Consider the following 19,330-nt stretch of genomic DNA (forward strand, 5'->3'; position numbering starts at 1 on the left):
TAAGTCATTAAGGGAAAATAATGATTGGGAGAAGATCATATGGGAAAGACAAATCAGGCTAATCTGGAAGCGGCAGTTACCGGTAAGATCAGTTATTTACAAGCACTACAAGAGGCTTTGCGACAACAAGATGATCGCTTGGTCTATCAGCTGATCGACGGCCAAAAATACGCTAAAGAAGTGCAGCGGGCCCGCCACATCAGTGCTGACGGTAATGAGTTTTTAATTAGCGACTTAAAAGGAGCGCTCAGCGATTTTCTCAGTCAAAAATTACTGTTATTTTTACGGCAGGCATACCCATTTTTTTACTTTGAAAAAAATAGTGATGCTAAGTTGCAGTTTTATTTTGGCAACTGGTGGGGGCACAAATTGTTTGGCGAGTTGGACGTATTGAACGTGCAGTTTGTTTTTAGCCCCGAACCTTACGAACAACTAGCTCGTTCTTTTGAACTGGAAAAGCAAAATCAGCGCGTCAACGGGCAACAGATCGATCAGATTGCCCACGAAAATGAACAGTTACAGAAATTGATGGACGAACAAGACGAAAGAGATCAACGTAAAAAAGTCGTGCGCACGAAGATCAAGCAGTTGGCGCAGGAAAAATCCCTGCCGTGGGAAAATGGGCGCAAAAAAGAAGAAAAAGAAAAATTAGTGCAAGAATTATCGCACCTGACTGAAATCGATGAAAAAGCTAATAATTCTTATGAAACTATCCGTGAAAATGAAAAAAAGATCTTAGCGCTATCCAAAGAAGATACTTTACTGGAATACGAAAAGCAAAGTATTACTGCTAAGTTTGGGACTTTTGCTAATTTTGTCGAACATAATCAGAATTTGTACCGGGATTATTTGACCGACCTGATAGCACAAGAAGGATAGGAAGACAAAATGAATAATAAAACGATCACTTTTCAACCGGAGAAAAAAGCAGCATTACCTAAAAGTACCACGGGCAAGCTGATTGCCTACCAACAACAACTCGAACAGGGGTTACAAAACGGACTCAAATTCACGACAGTCCTGACCGAGCTGATCACCACTAAGGATCCTGCGACCTTGCTGGCGGCCCTCGAACAACTGACGGCGTTTGATTTGGACACAGCGTACCTTCACTTTCTCAAGCAATACAGCAAGGCGGATTTTTACTTGGTATTTTTGACCCGGTTATTAGAGTTACACGATACTACCCGGGTGATTTTACAGGATAACAGTGCCAAACGAGAGCTGTATCACGAATTTCCGGCGCTTAATTCGGCCGGTTACTTTATTTGCTTGGCACAGCCGGCGGGCTTTTTTTACCTTGAAAAAAGAACGAACAACCGACTGTTTTACGTGGATCTGACTAAACGCTTGGTGCGCTTTAATGCGCGGGCGCTGGTTACTTTATTGCTGGTCGATTACCAACAACAATTTGAATTAACTGTCAGCAAGAGTTTCGCCGATTTTATGCTGCGCTTAGGTGGCTATCTCAAGGATGACTACGGTTTTGACGTTGATTTTAATATTTTAGATCCCGCCAATACGGTGTTTTATCCTTTTAGCACGAATACAAGGCCTAAAGAGGCACTGGACAAGTTGTTCGTGGTGGCCGCTCAAGCTGGTTACATGTTGGAGGAAAATAGTGAAGGAGACGCTTTATTGCGCTTAAAACCGGACTTGCAGCTACTGTTTTGTGCTAAAGACGGTCAGTGGGGGATCAGCGTGCAAGACACTGCGGCACAGCTATCGTGGTTTGATTTATTATGCCAGTATCAATTTTTACGGGATTGGTATTTGGATAATCTGACCGTGTTAGAGATCAGGGTGGATGCTAATTATTTTTAAAGATGAGCACATTAAGTTGGAAGGAATTGCAAAGTGGAAGTCATATACCAGCCAGTCGGTGAAACTAGCTATGAATTTTATCTAGCGCAAAAAATCGAATCTTTTTTGCGTCGCCGACTCCAACAACAGCAGTTACAGGTCAATTTGACGGTGATCTCCTATCAGATCTTGGGCGTTAGGCGGCAGATGTTTATGATAGGTAAGATCAATACGGTACTTTTAGAGCACCAAACACGGCTCAAAAGGGGTTACTTGTATTTATTGCTGACGCCAGTCAACGCTAGTCTAGCACCGATCATCGACTGCCTGCCTTTGACTAGTGATTCCTTGACTGCCGTTTTTAACGAGCGCCAATTTCCTGGTTTGGTTGCTGACCTGCTGAGCGAAATTGCTCACTACAACATGAACTTTTTTAGCAGTGATTTGGCGTTGAGTCAGATCCCGGTTACGATCTATCACTCGCAGTATTTACCGCGCCAACAGGCTAGTTGTGCGGTACTTTTGACTACCCTGCGGTTTGTTACCCGGCAAAAACTATTACAAAAGCTGGCTTTTACTTACCACGTACGGGTTTTTGCGGGGACTTATCAGTTAGCGGACGGCTACCAGTTAGCGGTCTTGCGGCTGGTTAAAAAAATAGCAGTACATTAAGCGTAAAGGATAAGCAGTGAATGAAAAAAATTACGGCAACTAAAAATCAGTTGATCAAAGAGATCAAAAAACTGCAGACTAAAAAAGGACGCAGTGCACAGCAAGCTTATTTGTTAGAGGGATGGCATTTGGTCAGTGAAGCGCTGCAGGCTAACTGCAACTTAAAGGCCATTTTAATGACCGCTGAGTTCGATCATGAGTTTGACGTCCCAACAAATACTGAACTTTACGAAATTTCTTCCGCGGTTGCCCGGCAATTGAGTGCAACGACTACGCCCCAAGGAATTTTTGCCGTGCTCCAGCTCACCGAGCCAGCGGATAAAATACCGGCTGATCTTACGGGTGCGTGGGTACTACTAGATGCATTACAAGATCCGGGTAATGTGGGGACGATCGTGCGTACGGCAGACGCCGCGGGCTTTGCTGGTGTTGTTTTGGGGCAAGGAACGGTGGACTTGTACCAACCCAAATTAGTGCGCGCGATGCAAGGCAGTCAGTTTCACTTGCAGTTGTTTCAGGGCGATTTGTCGGAGTGGCTTGCGGCTTTTAAGGAGCAAGGGATCCCCGTTTACGGCAGCGAACTAAATCCAGCTGCGCGTAGTTATGACCAAATCACCCCGCAAAAAAACTTGGGCCTGGTCGTGGGAAACGAAGGTAACGGCATCAGTAATGAGGTTTTGGCCCAGACCAGTGCTAATTTATATATCCCGCTAACGGGACAAGCGGAATCGTTGAACGTGGCGGTCGCGGCGGGGATTTTAATGTTTGCGCTGAAAAAATGACGTTATCTTAATAATTTTTTAAATTGCCAAAGCCGCCACTTATGAGTTATGATAATCATAGTTTAGACTTGAGATAAGTGAGGTTAGACGATGATTAAAGCTGAATGGCAAAACGATCAAGGGTATTTAGACTGTGTAGCCGAGTTGTTAGCCCAACCGGCTGTTCGGGAATTGGGTAATTATGAGCAACATCACGCGACGACGCGCTTGGAGCACTGCATTACTGTTTCGTATCTTAGTTATCGTTTGGCTAAAAAGTTCCACTTACACGCGCGGGCGGCTGCGCGCGGCGGTTTATTGCATGATTTATTTTATTATGATTGGCGGGTCACTAAGTTTGACTGTGGGACTCACGCGTGGATCCACCCGCGCATCGCGTTAAAAAATGCGGAAAAATTGACGGAGTTAACACCACTAGAAAAAGATATTATCGTTAAGCACATGTGGGGCGCGACCTTATGTCCTCCACGTTACCCGGAGGGATTTATCGTTTCGGCGGTCGACAAGTACGCTGCTACCCAGGAATATTTAGGCCACTTGCACCGAGAATTGAGTGGCAAATTGAAATTAGTAATTTAACTTTACAAAAGTAAGCAAATTGTTTTAAAATAGGAACGTTAAAAGTGCTCGGCTAATTAACAGACGAGCTTTTTTATTTACGGAAATTTTAGGTGAGATAAAGGGGGAAGTTGGCTATGTTAGCAACTGAGAAAAAAGGGGAGTATCAGATGTGTCCGCGTTTTGTTAAGGCTTTTGGTATTTTAGGCAAAAAGTGGAACGGATTGATCATCGACGTTTTACGGGTGGAAGGACAGCAACGTTTCAAAGACCTTGCGGCTAAGATCGCTAAATGTAGCGACCGGGTCCTAGCCGAACGGTTAAAAGAATTGGAAGAGGAAAATTTGGTTCAAAAAGTGCCGTTAGAAAATTCGTGTCGCGATGCTTACCAGTTAACGCCGCAAGGGGCGGACTTAACGGAGATCATGGAAGCGGCACATACTTGGGCCGAAAAATGGTACACTTTGGCAGATTGTCAAAATTAAACTTGACGCTTGATTTTTTTAAAGGTACACTGATGTTAATATTTGAAGACGAAGACGGAAAAAAGTAGGCTGACGGGTTGTTACAGGAAGAAGCAGTAAACTGAGAATGCTTCGACAAACTAACAGTTGAAGTTCACTTCCCGAGTTGGTGCTGGGAGCGCAATGCGAAAAGCACAACGGTCGGTTCTGATCGTTATCAAGCACCAAGTGTTAGTCGTATTAACGGCTAAAACAAGGGTGGTACCGCGTAGTCTCGTCCCTTTTCGGGGGCGGGGCTTTTTTTCTTTTTCGTAAAATCTAGCAAAAGGAAGGAAAAATCAATGGATCTCAAAGATAGATTGCTGCAACTGCAGCGTGAAGGCTTAAAAGAAATTGCTGCAGCCGCTGAGCTCAAAAGGATCAACGATATTCGCATTGAGGTTTTAGGCAAGAAGGGACGCTTAACTGAAGTTTTACGGGGAATGCACGAACTACCGGTGGAACAACGTCCCCAGGTCGGCAGCTTTGCCAACCAAATTCGTGATGAACTAACGCAACGACTGGAAAATAAGCGCCAAGAACTGGAAAAAGCTAAGACTGCTGCTAAGTTAGAGGCGGAAAAAATCGACGTCACTTTGCCGGGGGTGGCGGTCAAACAAGGTAGACCCCACGTATTGACTCAAGTGATCACCCAAATTGAGCACCTTTTTTTGGGAATGGGTTATCAGGTAGTTGACGGACCGGAAGTTGAAGAAGAGCATTACAATTTTGAAATGCTTAACCTACCCAAAGACCACCCGGCACGCGACATGCAGGATACTTTTTACATTACCGATTCGATTTTAATGCGGACCCAAACTTCGCCGGTCCAAGCCCGGACGATGGAAAAACACGATTTTACTAAGGGACCGTTAAAGATGATCAGCCCGGGAAAAGTTTACCGGCGAGACACTGACGACGCCACTCACTCCCACCAGTTTCACCAAATTGAAGGCCTAGTGATCGATAAGCACATTACGATGGCCGACTTGAAGGGAACCTTGGAAGTAGTTGCTAAGACGTTGTTTGGTGCTCAACGCGAGATCCGTTTACGGCCGAGCTATTTTCCTTTTACCGAACCGTCAGCTGAAGTCGACGTTTCGTGTTTCAAGTGTGAGGGTCAGGGCTGTGCAGTCTGCAAGTACACGGGCTGGATCGAAGTTTTAGGTTCTGGCATGGTGCACCCTAACGTGTTGACGATGGCGGGCATCGATCCTGAAGTTTACGGCGGCTTTGCCTTTGGCTTAGGACCGGATCGTTTGGCAATGTTGAAGTACGGAGTTGACGATATTCGGGAATTTTATTTGAACGATATGCGCTTTTTAAATCAATTCGCACAGAAAGGATAAAATAGTATGAAGGTTGCAAAAGAATGGCTGAATGAATACGTACCCGTAGCAGACATCCCTACGGCACAACTAGCTGATAAAATCGAGCGTTCCGCAGTTGAAGTCGACGACGTGACTTCGCTAGCGGCGGGGCAAAAAAAGATCGTTGTCGGACACATTAAGAGTATGACTCCTCATCCCCAATCCGATCACTTGAACATTTGTCAAGTAGATGTTGGTGAGGACGAAGATTACCAGATCATCTGCGGAGCACCTAACGTGGAAAGCGGGCAAAATGTGATCGTCGCCTTGCCTAATTCATGGATCGCGGGTCACGTTAAGATCAAAAAAGCTAAGATGCGTGGCGAGGTTTCTCAGGGAATGATCTGTTCGTTACAAGAAATTGGCTTTGCCGAAAACGTGGTTCCTAAACACTACGCTGATGGTATTTATGTTTTACCTGCCGACGCCGTTGTCGGTGAATCTGTCTTTCCTTATTTAGGGATGGATCAAGAAGTGATCGACTTAGACATTACTCCTAACCGGGCGGATCTGTTGGGAATGCGCGGAGTGGCTTATGAAGTAGCTGCTTTATACGACCGTCAAGTTACATTTCCGCAGGTCAAATTAAGCGAAGATCCGGCTGCTCAAATCGCTGATTACATTACGGCTAAAGATATTCCAACGGACCTGGCGCCGACTTATTTAATGCGGATCATCAAAGACGTGACGATCGCGCCTAGTCCACTGTGGCTTCAACGCCGGTTGTGGAATGCGGGTGTGCGTCCGATCAATAATGTGGTCGATGTTACTAATTATATTTTGCTAGATTACGGACAGCCACTGCACTCATTTGACTACGATAAATTAAATAGCAAGCAAATTTCTGTGCGCTTAGCCCGTGAAGGCGAACAACTGACGACGTTAGACGGCGAAACTAGGACACTGAATGCTAATGATATTGTAGTCACTAATGGAACTGCCCCCGTTGCTTTAGCCGGAACGATGGGGGGCGCCGCTACCCAAATCGATAACGGTTCGACGACGGTGGCATTGGAGTCCGCAGTCTTTGCTGGTAGTCGGATCCGTAAGACCGCACGGAAGGAAAAACTGCATTCCGAAGCCTCAATGCGTTACGAACGCGGCATTAACGTGGCAACGGTCAGAGAAGCCTTGGACACTGCGGCCGCTTTGATCGCCCAGTTAGGTAACGGTAAGGTGGTCACCGGGGTCACCGGGATAGAAAAAGCCGACCAAACGCCTAAAGAAGTCCAAGTTTCGGTTACTAAGATCAATAAGGTCTTGGGAACTGCTTTGACTAGCGACCAAGTGCGTCAGTTATTCGAACGCTTAGGCTTTGGAGTCCAAGAAGAGCAGGGGAATTTTACGGTCCAAGTTCCGGTCAGAAGGTGGGATATTTTCATCGCTGCCGACCTGATCGAAGAAGTAGCCCGCTTGTATGGCTACGATAACTTACCGGCTACACTGCCTGCCGGAGAGATGACGACCGGGCATTACACCAAAAAACAAGAGTTGCTCCGGACGGCTTGTCGGTTACTGGAAGATGCGGGGTTAAATCAAGCGATTTCATACGGCTTGACTACTCCTGAAAAAGCAGAGCGCTTCTTATTAGAACCCAGTGTTGCAACCAAGTTATCGTTTCCGATGAGTGCCGATCATACGACGCTGCGGATGAACTTGCTTTCGGGGTTATTGGACGACGTAGCTTATAATTCTGCCCGCAAGGTCACGGACGTAGCGTTATACGAACAAGGCCGGGTCTTTTTCGCCAAAAAAGGGCAGGAGCGCCCCCGCGAAGTAGAACATATTGCGGGAGTTTTGACCGGGGACTGGCAGCAGTCTACGTGGCTGCAACTCAAGCGTCCCGTTGATTTTTACCTAGTCAAGGGGATCGTAGAATACTTGTTATCTTCCCTATCATTAAAAGAAAAGATCACTTACCGTGCAACGACCGCTTACCCGCAAATGCATCCGGGACGGACGGCTGAGGTCTATGCCGGTGATGAGCTGTTAGGATTTTTAGGTGAGATTCATCCGGATTTGGCCCGTGAATATAAATTAAAACGAGTTTACGTGTTCGAATTGGACTTGCAAAAGATCATTGATTTACCCAAAGCCACTTTAGCGCACGAAGAAATCGCTAAGTACCCGGCAATCACCCGTGACCTAGCGTTGGCGGTTCCGGTCGCAATTACCAACCAACAAGTGTTAGATTGCATTTGGGAAAACGGTGGACAATATTTGGAAGACGTTCAGTTGTTTGACCACTATCAGGGCGAACACATCGCGCACGGCTACAAGTCATTAGCTTATACGCTGGTTTACCGTGATCCGGCCGGTACTTTAAAAGACCAGACAGTCGTGACGGACTTTGCCCACGTCGTCAGCGTACTAGATGAGCAATTAGGAATTAGTGCACGTTAATTACTAGCTGGCAAGGGGTAATTAATAGTTAAAAAAGGGGACTGAGATAAATTTTACAATTTGTCTTGGTCCTTACTTTATTGTTTACTTTTTACTAAAGTTGAAAAAGGCGCAGCTATCTTAATGCAAAAAATAATTTTTTTTAGTATAATTGAAAACGATAGTTGTAGGAGGCCGAATCTTGAATAAAAAAATTAAAGCTAGTAAAACCGTAGTCTGCTTGGTCAGTGGGGTAGTTTTTTTGCTCGTCGTTTTGCTGATCGTGGTTAGTTTAGCGGGCTACCGTTATTTTAGGTCTGGTCTAAAACCGCTAGCCCCGCATTCACACCAACGGATCGAAGTTAAGATCCCGGTAGGTAGTAATAGTAAGCAGATCGGTTCGATCCTAGAGGATAAAAAAGTGGTCAAGAGCGGTTTTGTTTTCGATTATTACGTCAAAACCAAAAAAATCGGTAATTTAAAAGCAGGCTACTACGAGTTAAAACCTGCGATGAGTTTAGCTACTATTTCGCATACCTTGCAAGTCGGTGGTGCTAGCGAGCCGTTAAATTCCGGTCACGTGTTGATCCGTGAGGGGGCAACTGTTAGTCAGGTAGCTACGCAAGTCGCACGCAATACGCGGTTTTCGCGCAAACAATTTTTGACGCTGGTCAATGATCCCGCGTTTGTGACCGCGCTAGCTAATAAGTACCCTGATTTGTTAGGTTCCGCTGTGACCGCCAAAAAGGTGCGCTACCGCCTCGAGGGTTATTTGTATCCGGCAACCTATGTAGTCACCAAAAAAACGACGTTAAAACAGTTTGTCGAGCAGATGGTCGCTAAAACTAATCAGGTATTAACGCCTTATTACGGCCAGATCCGGGATAAAAAGCAGAGTGTGCAAGACGTGTTGACGCTAGCTTCTTTAGTCGAACGTGAAGGGGTCACTTCGAGCGATCGCGCTAAGATCGCGGGCGTTTTTGAGAATCGACTGCAACGCAATATGATGATCCAGTCCGATATTTCTGTGCTGTACGCGTTAAAAACGCACAAGCAAAACGTGACTTATAAGGACTTGCGGGTCGCTTCGCCGTATAATTTATACTTGCACCGGGGGTTAGGACCGGGGCCCTTTAATAATCCGAGTCTGGATTCGATCCAAGCGGTGTTAAATCCCGCACAACAAGATAAAAATTACTTGTACTTTTTTGCCGATAGTAAAACCGGTAAGGTCTACTTTTCGCAAACATATGAGCGCCACCAACAGATCAGTGCTAAACACGGCACTAAAGATCTACAAACCCAGCAGTAATTAGGAGGAAAATAGTTGCAAGTTAAGAAAAAAAGACCGATCGTGATCGGCGTGGCCGGAGGATCGGGCAGTGGTAAGACGACGGTGGCTCATTCAATATTAGATCAGTTGGCAGGTCATTCACTATTAATGTTACAACAAGACGCTTATTATCGCGATCAAACCGCGGTTCCTTTGGCTCAACGCAAACAGGTCAATTACGATCATCCAGCGGCATTTGACACGGAACTGTTATTGCAACAACTCGAGCAGTTATTAGACTGGCAGTCGATCGAACAGCCAGTCTATGATTATGCCTTATTTACCCGTAGTAAAGAAACTGTCACAGTCCCCCCTAAAGAAGTGATCATTTTGGAGGGCGTTTTAGTGTTAAACGACCCCCGCTTACGGGATTTGATGGATATCAAGGTGTTCGTTGATACTGACGACGATATTCGTTTGTTACGGCGGATCCAACGGGACATCAAAGAGCGGGGCCGGACCCTAGAAGCCGTGATCGAGCAGTACTTAAAAAGCGTCAAACCGATGTACCACCAGTTTGTAGAGCCGACTAAACGTTACGCCGACGTGATCGTTCCGGAAGGTGGCAAGAACCGAGTGGCGGTCGATTTACTGGTAACTAAGATCAAGGATATTATTTCTCGTCCTTCTAAGTAGCAATTAGATTTAAAATGAAAGGATCTTTATCATGGCAGAACAAAAAACATTTCCAATGACCCAAGAGGGTAAAAAGAAGCTAGAAGACGAATTAGAAGAGTTGAAAACTAAGAAAAGATCCGAAGTGATCGACCGAATCAAGATTGCTCGTTCATTCGGTGACCTTTCCGAAAATTCGGAATACGAGTCCGCTAAAGACGAACAGTCTTTTGTCGAGGGACGGATCAAAGAAATTGATCACATGTTAAACTACGCCGAGATCATCGACAGCAATGCGATCGCTAAAAATGAAGTCGCGGTCGGCAAGAAAGTCACCTTTCAAGAAGATGACGACGAGCCGGAAACTTACCAGATCGTAGGTGCTGCCGAAGCCGATCCGTTTGCCGGTAAAATTTCGAACGAATCCCCGATCGCTAAGGGGTTGATCGGCCACAAGTTAGGCGAACAAGTTGAGATCCAAACTCCGGGTGGCGCGATGAAAGTGAAGATCACGGCAGTCGAGTAATAACAGGAGGACATTGAGTGGAAAATAACGAAACAGAAAAACTATTGCTAGAACGGCGTACGATCCGGGCTTTTAGTGCCAAAAAGGTCGCTCGCGCAGAAATTGATCGTTTGTTAGAGGTGGGACGCCAGGCAGCAACTTCTTCTTTTTTACAGCAAACGACGGTGATCCACGTGACGGACACGCAGTTACGGTCTGCGATCCGTGCGGTTTGCCAGCAAGATTACGTTGGTGCTAACGGCGAACTGTTTATTTTAGTGGCCGATCTCTACCGCAACCAACAGATCAGACGGCAAAGTGGGCTGGACGACGGGCGCTTGCACATGACCGATGTCTTTTTACAGGCAGTCGAAGACACGGTGTTGGCTGCCCAAAACACGGCGACAGCAGCAGAGAGTCGGGGGTTGGGGACCGTCTTTTTAGGCAGCATTTTAGACGATGCGGCTGAGATGGTCAAATTGTTAAACTTGCCGCCGTTGACTTTCCCGTTGTTAGGCTTACAAATTGGTTATCCGGCCCAGCATCCGGAACTAAAACCGCGTTTACCGTTGAAGCGGCGTTACTTTGAAAATCAGTACCAAGCCGATTTTGACGTGGCTGATCTAGCTGACTACGATAAGGTCATCCATACTTACTATGACTTGCGTGATACCAACCAACGGGTCGACACGTTTACCAACCAAATTAAACGTAAATTAGCAAAACGTCAGACCAAACGCAATGACTTGGTGGAGATCTTGCACCAACAGGGGCTGTGTCTGGCTTAAGTGGAAAAAAGAGGGGCTGAGACAAAATTCTGAAGTGCTCCATAATAGTTAGACATAGAAACTAACTATTAGGGGGCATTTTTTATGATTGGATATCCAACTGAACTCAAAATAGAAATTGTTACTAAATACTTACGGCATGAAAATTCATTTGAAGGTTTAGCCAGAGAGTATGCAATTAAACCAGATAGAATCAAACAGTGGGCTCTTTTAGTCCAAAAACACGGCTTATCAGCTTTAAAAGCCTCACGACATAAAAAAAGTTATTCTCCCACATTTAAGCTACATGTGTTACGCTTTTATCAAGAACATGATTGGGGAAAAATTAAAGTCGCCGCTCATTTTCAAATTGCACTTTCTGGCTTAAGTGCTTGGGAGAAAGCCTATCGCGAAAATGGTTTAGCCGGCTTAGCACCTCAACCTAAAGGGAGACGATCTCAAGTGGCTAAGAAAAAAACTAAAAAAATTAAAAAACGGACCAAAAAACCAACTAAACCATTAACTGAAATTGAACGATTACGCCAAGAAAATATTAAGTTAAAGGCAGAAAAGCAAGATCTCGAATTAGATAATTTGATCTTAAAAAAAGTGGCTGCCCGATATCCAAGCTTACCAACCGCCAAAAAACCAGAATAATCTTGGAAATTCGGGCACAAAGACCAGATATTCCATTAAAAGTCTTGTTCAAGAAGTTAAATATGAATCGGAAAACCTATTATGATAATTGTTGGAATCGACTTAATAAGCCCGATAAATACGCTAGTTTAAGACCTATTATTCAAGATATTTTTTATCATGAAGGTCATGCAACCTACGGTTATCGACGTGTTCATAGTGCTTTATTAGACCGCGGTTACCGTTATTCATTGAATACAATTCGTAAAATTATGCGGCAGTTGGGGCTTAAAACTCAAGTTTATAGTCGCCACACAGCTCGTTATAGTTCTTATGCGGGACCAATGGGGACGACTAAAGCTAATTTACTAAAACAACAATTCGATGAAACTCAGCCATACCACGTTTTACACACCGACATTACTGAATACAAATTAACTACCGGCCGTAAGGTCTATATTTCACCAGTAATTGATGAAGCTTCGCTAGAAATCTTAGCCTGTCAGGTTAGTTATTCACCTAATATGGAATTAGTCTATGCAATGTTAGAAGAATTACAAGCTAACTTACCAGCAGACGCTCGTCCCATTTTGCATTCAGATCAAGGCTTTCAATACCGTAATCCTAATTACCAATCTCGCTTAAAGCAAATGCACATCAAGCAAAGTATGTCTAGAAAAGGTAACTGCTTAGATAACGCTCCAGCAGAAACGTTTTTTAACTTGTTAAAAAGAGAAAAGTTAAATCGAGAAAAAATAGCTTCACTGGAAAAAATGCAGGCAATCTTAACAGAATACGTTGCTTGGTTTAACCAAGTTAGGAGATCTAACAAGTTAAATTACGCTACGCCAAGCGCTTATCGCCAAAAACTGACGGCTTAATTTAAAAATGTACATAAAACCAATGGAGGCTTAGGCACGACGCTTCCTAAACCTCCATTGGTTTTTAAATATACATGACTTGAGTTTTTGCTTTTTTGGTTAAGCGATAAATTTTTAAGCTTTTATAAATGTCTAACTTTTTTGTTGCACTTCATTCTGTTTTGTTCCAGCCCCCATTTTTGATTTTCATAAGTAATAGTTTAATCGCGCTTTTCGAACCAACATTCTAAGCTCTAAAGACATCGACTGCTACCCGGCTTCTCACAGCTGGTTTGTCATGATATTACTCGATTAGATCACGAAAAGGCCGGTGGCGACGCAGACGATTAAATTGAGTAACGCCAATAGTAAAGATTTGCTCATGGCACCGACTTTTAGGTGTAAGTTGCGCAGACATAAAAGTAAAAAGATGAGAGCACTGACGCCAAATAACAGGTAAATAACTTTCAGGTCTGCGGTCAGTTCTAAGACCGTTAGGCTGAATAATAACAACCAGTTGCGCAGGTTGGAATACCAGTTTAACTGACCGAAAAAAGCCCGGCGGTACGAAAAAGAGCGCCCGTTTGGTTTGAGTTGGTTAAATTTGATGACGGTCAGAAATAACCAGCAAGCAAAGCCTAAGATTCCTAAATATTGCCACATTGTGTTCACCTAGTTAAGATTTTTAAATAATTTAGTCAAGAGTTGCATGAATTCCGCCAAGAAATGTTCCCGGGCAACGTTAACGGCGACTTTGGTGTATAGCGCAGGTTGATTGATCCGGGTCTCGTCGCCGATCGTGCGGCCACTAACTTCTGGAGCCGTATCAACTTTCATGTTTAAGGGCAGTGTTTGGACTAAGGTCGGTTCAACTGCCACGGCAACGGCCAAGGGATCATGCAAAGCGCAGCCACCGAGGTGCGGATTAGTTACCCGGTAAGCGTCGATGTAATAATCGACGATTTGCGCATAGGCGGTTCCGGCGGTAGTGTTAAGTTTGCGCCAAACACTGGTTTCGGTGTTAGTTAGTAACGTGCGGGTCGTGACGTCTAGGCCGACCATGGTCAAGTTTAAATCGCTCCCTAAAACGGCATTAGCTGCTTGCGGATCTTGGTGGATGTTAGCCTCGGCGACGGCAGAAACGTTTCCTGGAACGCTCAAAGCGCCACCCATTAAAGTCACGTTGCCAATCAGGGAAACAATTTGGGGGTCGGTGCTAATGGCACTTGCCAGGTTAGTCAGTGGTCCCGTCGGCACGAGCAACAAATTTTTTTGGTATTTATGTGCGGCTTGAATGATGAACTCTTGTCCCTCCAGCGGATCAACGTGATTTTGTGCTGGGGGCAATTGGACTTCACCGAGGCCATTTTTACCGTGGATCTGGGCACTGATCGGTTGAACGGTAAAATTTGTTTGGTCTAAAGCGTGACTTGCTCCTAAATAGACCGGGATTTCCGGGTGGCCCAATAATTTTAGTAGCGCTAAGGTGTTTTCGGCGCTTTTGGGGGTAGTTACATTACCGTACGAGCACACGACACCGATCAGATCCGCTAACGGGGTCGCGATCGCGTAGGCTAGGGCTAAAGCATCATCGATTCCGGTATCCAGGTCAAGGATCATTTTATATTTTGCCATTGTAAAACCTCCCCAATATATTTAAGTTAATTTTAACAAAAAAGAAGCAGTTTGTAAGCATGTGATCGCAATCATAGCGAATAATTTTAAGGACGTGAATTTATGGAATGGGAAAAATTAGCTGTTAGTGTTGCTTTAAGCGCGCAAGATGCAGTTAGCAACTTTTTACTAGAAAACGGTGCGGAAGGGTTGCAAGTCGAAGAACACCAACAAATGGTGACTTTAACGACATATTTTACCGCACCTAAGGACTTGGAGCCGTTAATTATGCAACTAAAGCAATACTTGGCGAGCTTGCCGACTTACGGCCTTGACCCGGGAGATTTCACGGTCACACACACGGCGGTTTCTTCTAGTGCGTGGGAGAAGCAGTGGGAAAAATACTATCATCCGGTCCAAATCAGCCGCTACTTAGCGATCGCTCCTAGCTGGGAAGATGCTGTTGATTTTGCCCAAGAAGTCAGCGTCATTAAATTAGACCCGCAAAAATCCTTTGGCACCGGAACGCACCCGACTACTAAATTGATCTTACACGCGTTAGAAATGGTCGTTAGGGGCGGTGAGACCGTAATCGACGTGGGTACGGGCTCGGGAGTTTTGAGTATCGCGGCGCGGTTGTTAGGCGCAAGTAAAATTTATGCTTACGATGTGACTTCCGATTCGCTGACGGCCGCTCGGCGTAATTTTCACCTTAACGGTTTAGAGGACGCAACGTTAGCGGTCAATGATTTATTGAGTGGCATTGAATTACCCGCGGACCTGATCGTCGCTAATTTACTGGCCGACTTGCACGAGCGTTTGGTGCCACAAGTCAAAAACTGCTTGTTACCTACTGGACATTTGTTGCTTTCTGGGATCATTGCAGATAAGTTATCTGCGGTTTTGGCGTTGTTAAACGCTAACGGTTTGGTGGCAGACGAAATTTTAAATAGCGGAGACTGGTATTGTATTAGTGCTAGTTGGCAAAAATAAGTAGGTGGATCATGCAAAGATATTTAGTGACACAAAATATTACCACATCTCAGTTTGAAGTTCCTCCAGAGATCTGTCATCATTTACTGGCGGTGATGCGCGCACAAGTCGGAACTAAGTTTGAATTAGTGGGACCAGACCAAATAGTGAAGGTCGCCCAACTGACGCAGGTAACTAAAAAGCAAGCCGTGGCCCAAATTGTGGCGCAACAAACGACTAATAGTGAGCTACCAGTTAAAGTGACTATAGTTTGTGGCTTGGCCAAGGGAGCCAAGTCCGAAGAGATCGTACAGAAGGGAACGGAAATGGGTGCCAGCGAGTTCATTTTTTATAATAGTGAGTACTCGGTCGCGCGTTGGGCTAATGATAAAGCCGAAAAAAAAGTTGCGCGGCTGCAAAAGATCGCGTTGGCCGCGGCCCAGCAGTCACACAGAAACCTGATCCCGCAGGTCAAATTATATCCCAACCAGCAAAGTGTCTTAGCCAAAACCGGCGGCGTACGTGCGGTAGCTTACGAAGAAGCCGGTAAAAGCAATCAGACCGCGGGATTGGTCAGCGTGTGTCAGGAAATTAAACAGCAAAAAAGTGCGCAAGCAACCTTTTTTTTCGGCCCAGAAGGCGGTTTTTCTGTCGCAGAAATCAGGGAGTTGCAGGCATCCGGAGTCCGAGTTTGTGGTCTAGGACCGCGGATCATGCGGGCGCAGACGGCTCCGCTCTACGTTTTAGCGGTTCTTTCATTTACTTTAGAGTTGGAGTAAAATACGGTTAATCATTTAAGTAAACGGGGAAACAGTATGAGTGATAATAAATTATTTATGGTCCGGGCTTTGTGGTACCTTGCGTTTGGTGCAACTTTTGCTTTCGTGATCCCGATCGCTGGGGTGTCTTTGGCCCTCACGGATATCGTGAAAACGGGATTGATCTTACTAGGAGTCAACATTATTTATGCGGTAGTTACCGGTTTATGTGCGGGTAAAATGCGAAGAGGCTGGTTTTTTTTACTGCTTTTTCCGTTGTTATATTTTGCCGGTTATCGCTATTTTTTTGCTAGTTACGCCAGCTATTTTACGTTGATTTATTTACTATTGACGTTTTTAGCTTACGGGGTGACTAAGGACTAAGCAGAGGTGAGTGCGTTGAAAAAAGAAACAATTTGGAATGCGGCACAAGTCTTGGAGATGTGTGAAAAATACATGAACAAACAACACGTCGCACAGGTTAAAAAAGCCTGTGACTTTGCGACGTACGTTCACCGCGAACAATTTCGCAAGTCCGGTGAACCTTACATCGTTCACCCGATCCAAGTGGCCGGGATCTTAGCTAACTTAAAGATGGATCCGCAAACGGTGTGCGCGGGTTTTTTGCACGACGTAGTTGAAGATACACCGGTGACGTTAGGAGACATCGAAGAGCTTTTTGGGCATGACGTGGCGGTGATCGTAGACGGAGTTACTAAACTCAGTAAGATCAAATACGTGTCACACGAAGAAGCGCAGGCCGAAAATCACCGCAAGTTATTGTTAGCGATGGCCCAAGATCTGCGGGTGATCATCGTCAAACTGGCTGATCGCTTACATAATATGCGAACGTTAAGTCATTTACGTCCCGATAAACAAAGACGGATCGCCAACGAAACGCTGGAAATTTACGCACCGTTAGCCGACCGGTTGGGAATCAGTGCGATCAAATGGGAGTTAGAAGACACATCGTTGCGTTATTTAAACCCGCAGCAGTATTATCATATCGCTCATTTGATGAATTCTAAGCGTAAGGAACGACTCAAATACATCGATGAAGTGGTGGCGCAGATCAGAAAAGTGCTGGCCGAGTTGGACTTAAAATGTGAAATTTACGGGCGGCCTAAGCATATCTATTCGATTTACCGCAAAATGCGCGACCAGCACAAACAATTTAACCAGATCTATGATTTGTTGGCAGTGAGGGTCGTGGTCGATTCGATCAAGGACTGTTACGCGGTGTTAGGCGCGATCCATACCAACTGGAAGCCGATGCCGGGAAGATTTAAGGATTACATCGCGATGCCTAAGGCTAACATGTACCAGTCGTTACACACGACCGTGTTGGGCAGTAACGGGCGGCCGTTTGAAGTTCAGATCAGAACTAAAGAGATGCACCGGGTCGCTGAATACGGGATCGCTGCGCACTGGGCCTATAAGGAAGGAAAAACCGGGGCGGTTGCCGCAACGACGACTGGCGATAAGCTGAATTTATTTAAGGAAATTTTGGAATACCAAAACGACGCTAAAGACGCGACTGATTTTATGGAAAGCGTTAAGGGCGACTTGTTTACCGACAGGGTGTACGTTTTTACGCCTAAAGGTGACGTGATCGAACTGCCTAAAGGAGCGGTCCCGTTGGACTTGGCTTATTCGATCCATACTGAGATCGGTAACCACACGACGGGGGCTAAGGTCAATGGTAAGATCGTGCCGTTGAATTATCAGATCAAAAACGGCGATATCGTAGAAATTTTAACCTCGCAAAATTCCAGCGGCCCCAGTTCGGACTGGTTAGATTTTGTACACACCAATAAAGCGCGTAATAAGATCCGGCGTTTCTTTAAAATGCGCGATCGTAATGAAAATATTACGGCGGGCAAAGAACTGCTCAGTAATACCTTGCTAACGGCTGGCTATGATCCCCACGAAATTTTGACTAACGATAACTTGCAACGAGTCTTGGTTAAAAAACACTACCAAACGGCGGAAGATCTGTATGCTGCATTGGGTTTTGGTGAATTACAGCCGACGGGGATCGCGCACGTATTAACGCAAGATATTCGGCAAAAAGAAGAGATCAAACGCCAGCACCAACAGGAAAAGGAATTATTAGAACAACACCACGATAACGAGCAGGTCACGCGGCCCCCCAAGGTTGCTAAGAATAGTGAAAACGTGATAATTGCCGGCATCGATAACATGTTAGTTCGCTTGAGTCGTTGTTGTAATCCGCTTCCTGGAGATCCAATCGTAGGATATATCACCAAGGGACGTGGGGTTTCGGTTCATCGCAGCGACTGTCCCAACGTTAGTCAAGAAGAACAAAACGGCACGCGCCTGATCGAAGTGGCGTGGAATACGACTGAACTTGGCTATACGTACTATAATGCTGACTTGGAGATCAAAGGTTATAACTATTCGGGATTTTTAAACGAAGTTTTGCAAGTGATCAACAATACGACTAAGAATTTAAGTTCCGTTAACGGCCGGGTCGACAAGAACAAAATGGCGACGATCGACATCACCGTTGGCGTGCATAACAAAATGGAATTACAACGCTTGATCGATAATATCAAACGCGTCAAGGACGTTTATGAAGTTAAGCGACCGATCCGTTAGGAGGAAATACTTTGAGGGTAGTAGTGCAAAGAAGTCAGCACGCACAAGTGAAGATCGCGGAGCGCGTAGTAGGCGAGATTCCCCGCGGTTTTGTCTTGCTGGTGGGATTTACGAACGGCGATGGAGTAAAACAAATCGATTACTGTGTCAGAAAGATCGCTAATTTGCGGGTGTTTAGTGATGAGGCTGGTAAGATGAATTACAATATCCAACAAGCGGCTGGGCAAATTTTGTCGGTCTCGCAGTTTACCTTGTATGCTAGCGTTAAAAAGGGCAACCGCCCGGGATTTTCACTGGCACAAGAACCGCAGTTGGCGCGCCAAAACTACGATTTATTTAATACTAAATTGCGTGCGGCTGGGTTGCAAGTTGCGACCGGTGAATTCGGAGCCGACATGCAAGTAGAGTTGACTAACGACGGCCCGGTGACGATCATTTACGATACCGCGGAGTTGTTAAATTAATGGGGACAAAAAGGTGCTTCGGGTACTAGCCTAGCTGCGAGTAAAACCTGAACTTGGCTTTTATTTTTAACCGTAACTAGGCGCATTACTCCTTTTAGGAGTACGGTCAGACAA

The 19,330-nt window shown here is 45.3% G+C and carries 20 protein-coding genes; 18 read left to right on the forward strand and 2 right to left on the reverse strand.

Translation table 11 applies throughout. The features are described 5' to 3' along the window. Window positions 1-39: 39 nt before the first annotated feature. The 13 genes from ACSYSK_RS04630 to ACSYSK_RS04690 all read left to right on the forward strand — a co-directional run bounded on the left by ACSYSK_RS04630 (window position 40) and on the right by ACSYSK_RS04690 (window position 12,807). The gene (locus tag ACSYSK_RS04630) at window positions 40-879 is read left to right on the forward strand and encodes an exonuclease SbcC (protein WP_491715735.1); all 840 of its coding nucleotides are present in this window, start codon (window positions 40-42) and stop codon (window positions 877-879) included. Window positions 880-888: 9 nt separating this feature from the next. Continuing rightward, window positions 889-1,824, forward strand: coding sequence for a hypothetical protein (locus ACSYSK_RS04635; RefSeq protein WP_491715736.1), 936 nt, complete (start codon window positions 889-891; stop codon window positions 1,822-1,824). A 33-nt stretch (window positions 1,825-1,857) separates the two neighbouring features. Further along, window positions 1,858-2,475, forward strand: coding sequence for a hypothetical protein (locus tag ACSYSK_RS04640; RefSeq protein WP_491715737.1), 618 nt, complete (start codon window positions 1,858-1,860; stop codon window positions 2,473-2,475). Between the two features lie 20 nt (window positions 2,476-2,495). Then, window positions 2,496-3,257 carry a TrmH family RNA methyltransferase gene (locus tag ACSYSK_RS04645; protein ID WP_491715738.1) on the forward strand — a complete coding sequence of 254 codons (762 nt, stop codon included), beginning with the start codon at window positions 2,496-2,498 and terminating at the stop codon, window positions 3,255-3,257. Window positions 3,258-3,347: 90 nt separating this feature from the next. Beyond that, window positions 3,348-3,836: an HD domain-containing protein gene (locus tag ACSYSK_RS04650; RefSeq protein ID WP_491715739.1), complete on the forward strand. Its 489-nt coding sequence runs from the start codon at window positions 3,348-3,350 to the stop codon at window positions 3,834-3,836. A 116-nt stretch (window positions 3,837-3,952) separates the two neighbouring features. Further along, complete coding sequence (locus ACSYSK_RS04655) at window positions 3,953-4,300, forward strand: winged helix-turn-helix transcriptional regulator (RefSeq protein ID WP_491715740.1); 348 nt, start codon at window positions 3,953-3,955, stop codon at window positions 4,298-4,300. A 320-nt stretch (window positions 4,301-4,620) separates the two neighbouring features. Next, window positions 4,621-5,667, forward strand: coding sequence for a phenylalanine--tRNA ligase subunit alpha (pheS, locus tag ACSYSK_RS04660; protein WP_491715741.1), 1,047 nt, complete (start codon window positions 4,621-4,623; stop codon window positions 5,665-5,667). Between the two features lie 6 nt (window positions 5,668-5,673). Next, complete coding sequence (gene pheT / locus ACSYSK_RS04665) at window positions 5,674-8,091, forward strand: phenylalanine--tRNA ligase subunit beta (RefSeq protein WP_491715742.1); 2,418 nt, start codon at window positions 5,674-5,676, stop codon at window positions 8,089-8,091. 181 nt (window positions 8,092-8,272) lie between these two features. Next, the gene (gene mltG, locus ACSYSK_RS04670) at window positions 8,273-9,382 is read left to right on the forward strand and encodes an endolytic transglycosylase MltG (RefSeq protein WP_491715743.1); all 1,110 of its coding nucleotides are present in this window, start codon (window positions 8,273-8,275) and stop codon (window positions 9,380-9,382) included. A gap of 15 nt (window positions 9,383-9,397) precedes the next feature. Beyond that, window positions 9,398-10,039: a uridine kinase gene (gene udk, locus ACSYSK_RS04675; protein ID WP_491715744.1), complete on the forward strand. Its 642-nt coding sequence runs from the start codon at window positions 9,398-9,400 to the stop codon at window positions 10,037-10,039. Between the two features lie 31 nt (window positions 10,040-10,070). Continuing rightward, on the forward strand, window positions 10,071-10,544 hold the full coding sequence (greA, locus tag ACSYSK_RS04680; protein ID WP_491715745.1) for a transcription elongation factor GreA: 474 nt from the start codon (window positions 10,071-10,073) through the stop codon (window positions 10,542-10,544). 17 nt (window positions 10,545-10,561) lie between these two features. Then, window positions 10,562-11,311, forward strand: a complete 750-nt coding sequence (locus ACSYSK_RS04685) for an NADPH-dependent oxidoreductase (protein WP_491715746.1) — start codon at window positions 10,562-10,564, stop codon at window positions 11,309-11,311. An 84-nt stretch (window positions 11,312-11,395) separates the two neighbouring features. Beyond that, a protein-coding gene (locus ACSYSK_RS04690) for an IS3 family transposase (protein ID WP_491715273.1) occupies window positions 11,396-12,807 on the forward strand; the annotation gives its coding sequence in 2 pieces (ribosomal slippage) (window positions 11,396-11,888 and window positions 11,888-12,807; 1,413 coding nt in all). A 291-nt stretch (window positions 12,808-13,098) separates the two neighbouring features. Here ACSYSK_RS04690 and ACSYSK_RS04695 read toward each other — a convergent pair. Then, entirely contained in the window at window positions 13,099-13,449 is a 351-nt protein-coding gene (locus ACSYSK_RS04695; RefSeq protein WP_491715747.1) for a hypothetical protein, read from the reverse strand. Window positions 13,450-13,458: 9 nt separating this feature from the next. Continuing rightward, window positions 13,459-14,421: a nucleoside hydrolase gene (locus ACSYSK_RS04700; RefSeq protein WP_491715748.1), complete on the reverse strand. Its 963-nt coding sequence runs from the start codon at window positions 14,419-14,421 to the stop codon at window positions 13,459-13,461. Window positions 14,422-14,523: 102 nt separating this feature from the next. On the opposite strand from ACSYSK_RS04700, the gene prmA reads away from it, so the two are divergent. Genes prmA through dtd form a run of 5 tightly spaced genes read left to right on the forward strand, consistent with a single transcriptional unit; the run spans window position 14,524 to window position 19,216 of the window. Continuing rightward, entirely contained in the window at window positions 14,524-15,393 is an 870-nt protein-coding gene (gene prmA / locus ACSYSK_RS04705; protein WP_491715749.1) for a 50S ribosomal protein L11 methyltransferase, read from the forward strand. Between the two features lie 11 nt (window positions 15,394-15,404). Beyond that, window positions 15,405-16,151 carry an RsmE family RNA methyltransferase gene (locus ACSYSK_RS04710; RefSeq protein WP_491715750.1) on the forward strand — a complete coding sequence of 249 codons (747 nt, stop codon included), beginning with the start codon at window positions 15,405-15,407 and terminating at the stop codon, window positions 16,149-16,151. A gap of 36 nt (window positions 16,152-16,187) precedes the next feature. After that, complete coding sequence (locus tag ACSYSK_RS04715; RefSeq protein WP_491715751.1) at window positions 16,188-16,514, forward strand: hypothetical protein; 327 nt, start codon at window positions 16,188-16,190, stop codon at window positions 16,512-16,514. Between the two features lie 15 nt (window positions 16,515-16,529). Next, the gene (locus ACSYSK_RS04720; RefSeq protein WP_491715752.1) at window positions 16,530-18,752 is read left to right on the forward strand and encodes a RelA/SpoT family protein; all 2,223 of its coding nucleotides are present in this window, start codon (window positions 16,530-16,532) and stop codon (window positions 18,750-18,752) included. 11 nt (window positions 18,753-18,763) lie between these two features. After that, window positions 18,764-19,216 (forward strand): D-aminoacyl-tRNA deacylase, encoded by a 453-nt coding sequence (gene dtd / locus ACSYSK_RS04725; RefSeq protein ID WP_491715753.1) that lies wholly within the window; start codon window positions 18,764-18,766, stop codon window positions 19,214-19,216. The last annotated feature ends 114 nt before the right edge of the window (window positions 19,217-19,330 follow it).

Source organism: Ligilactobacillus sp. ESL1201, assembly GCF_058503265.1.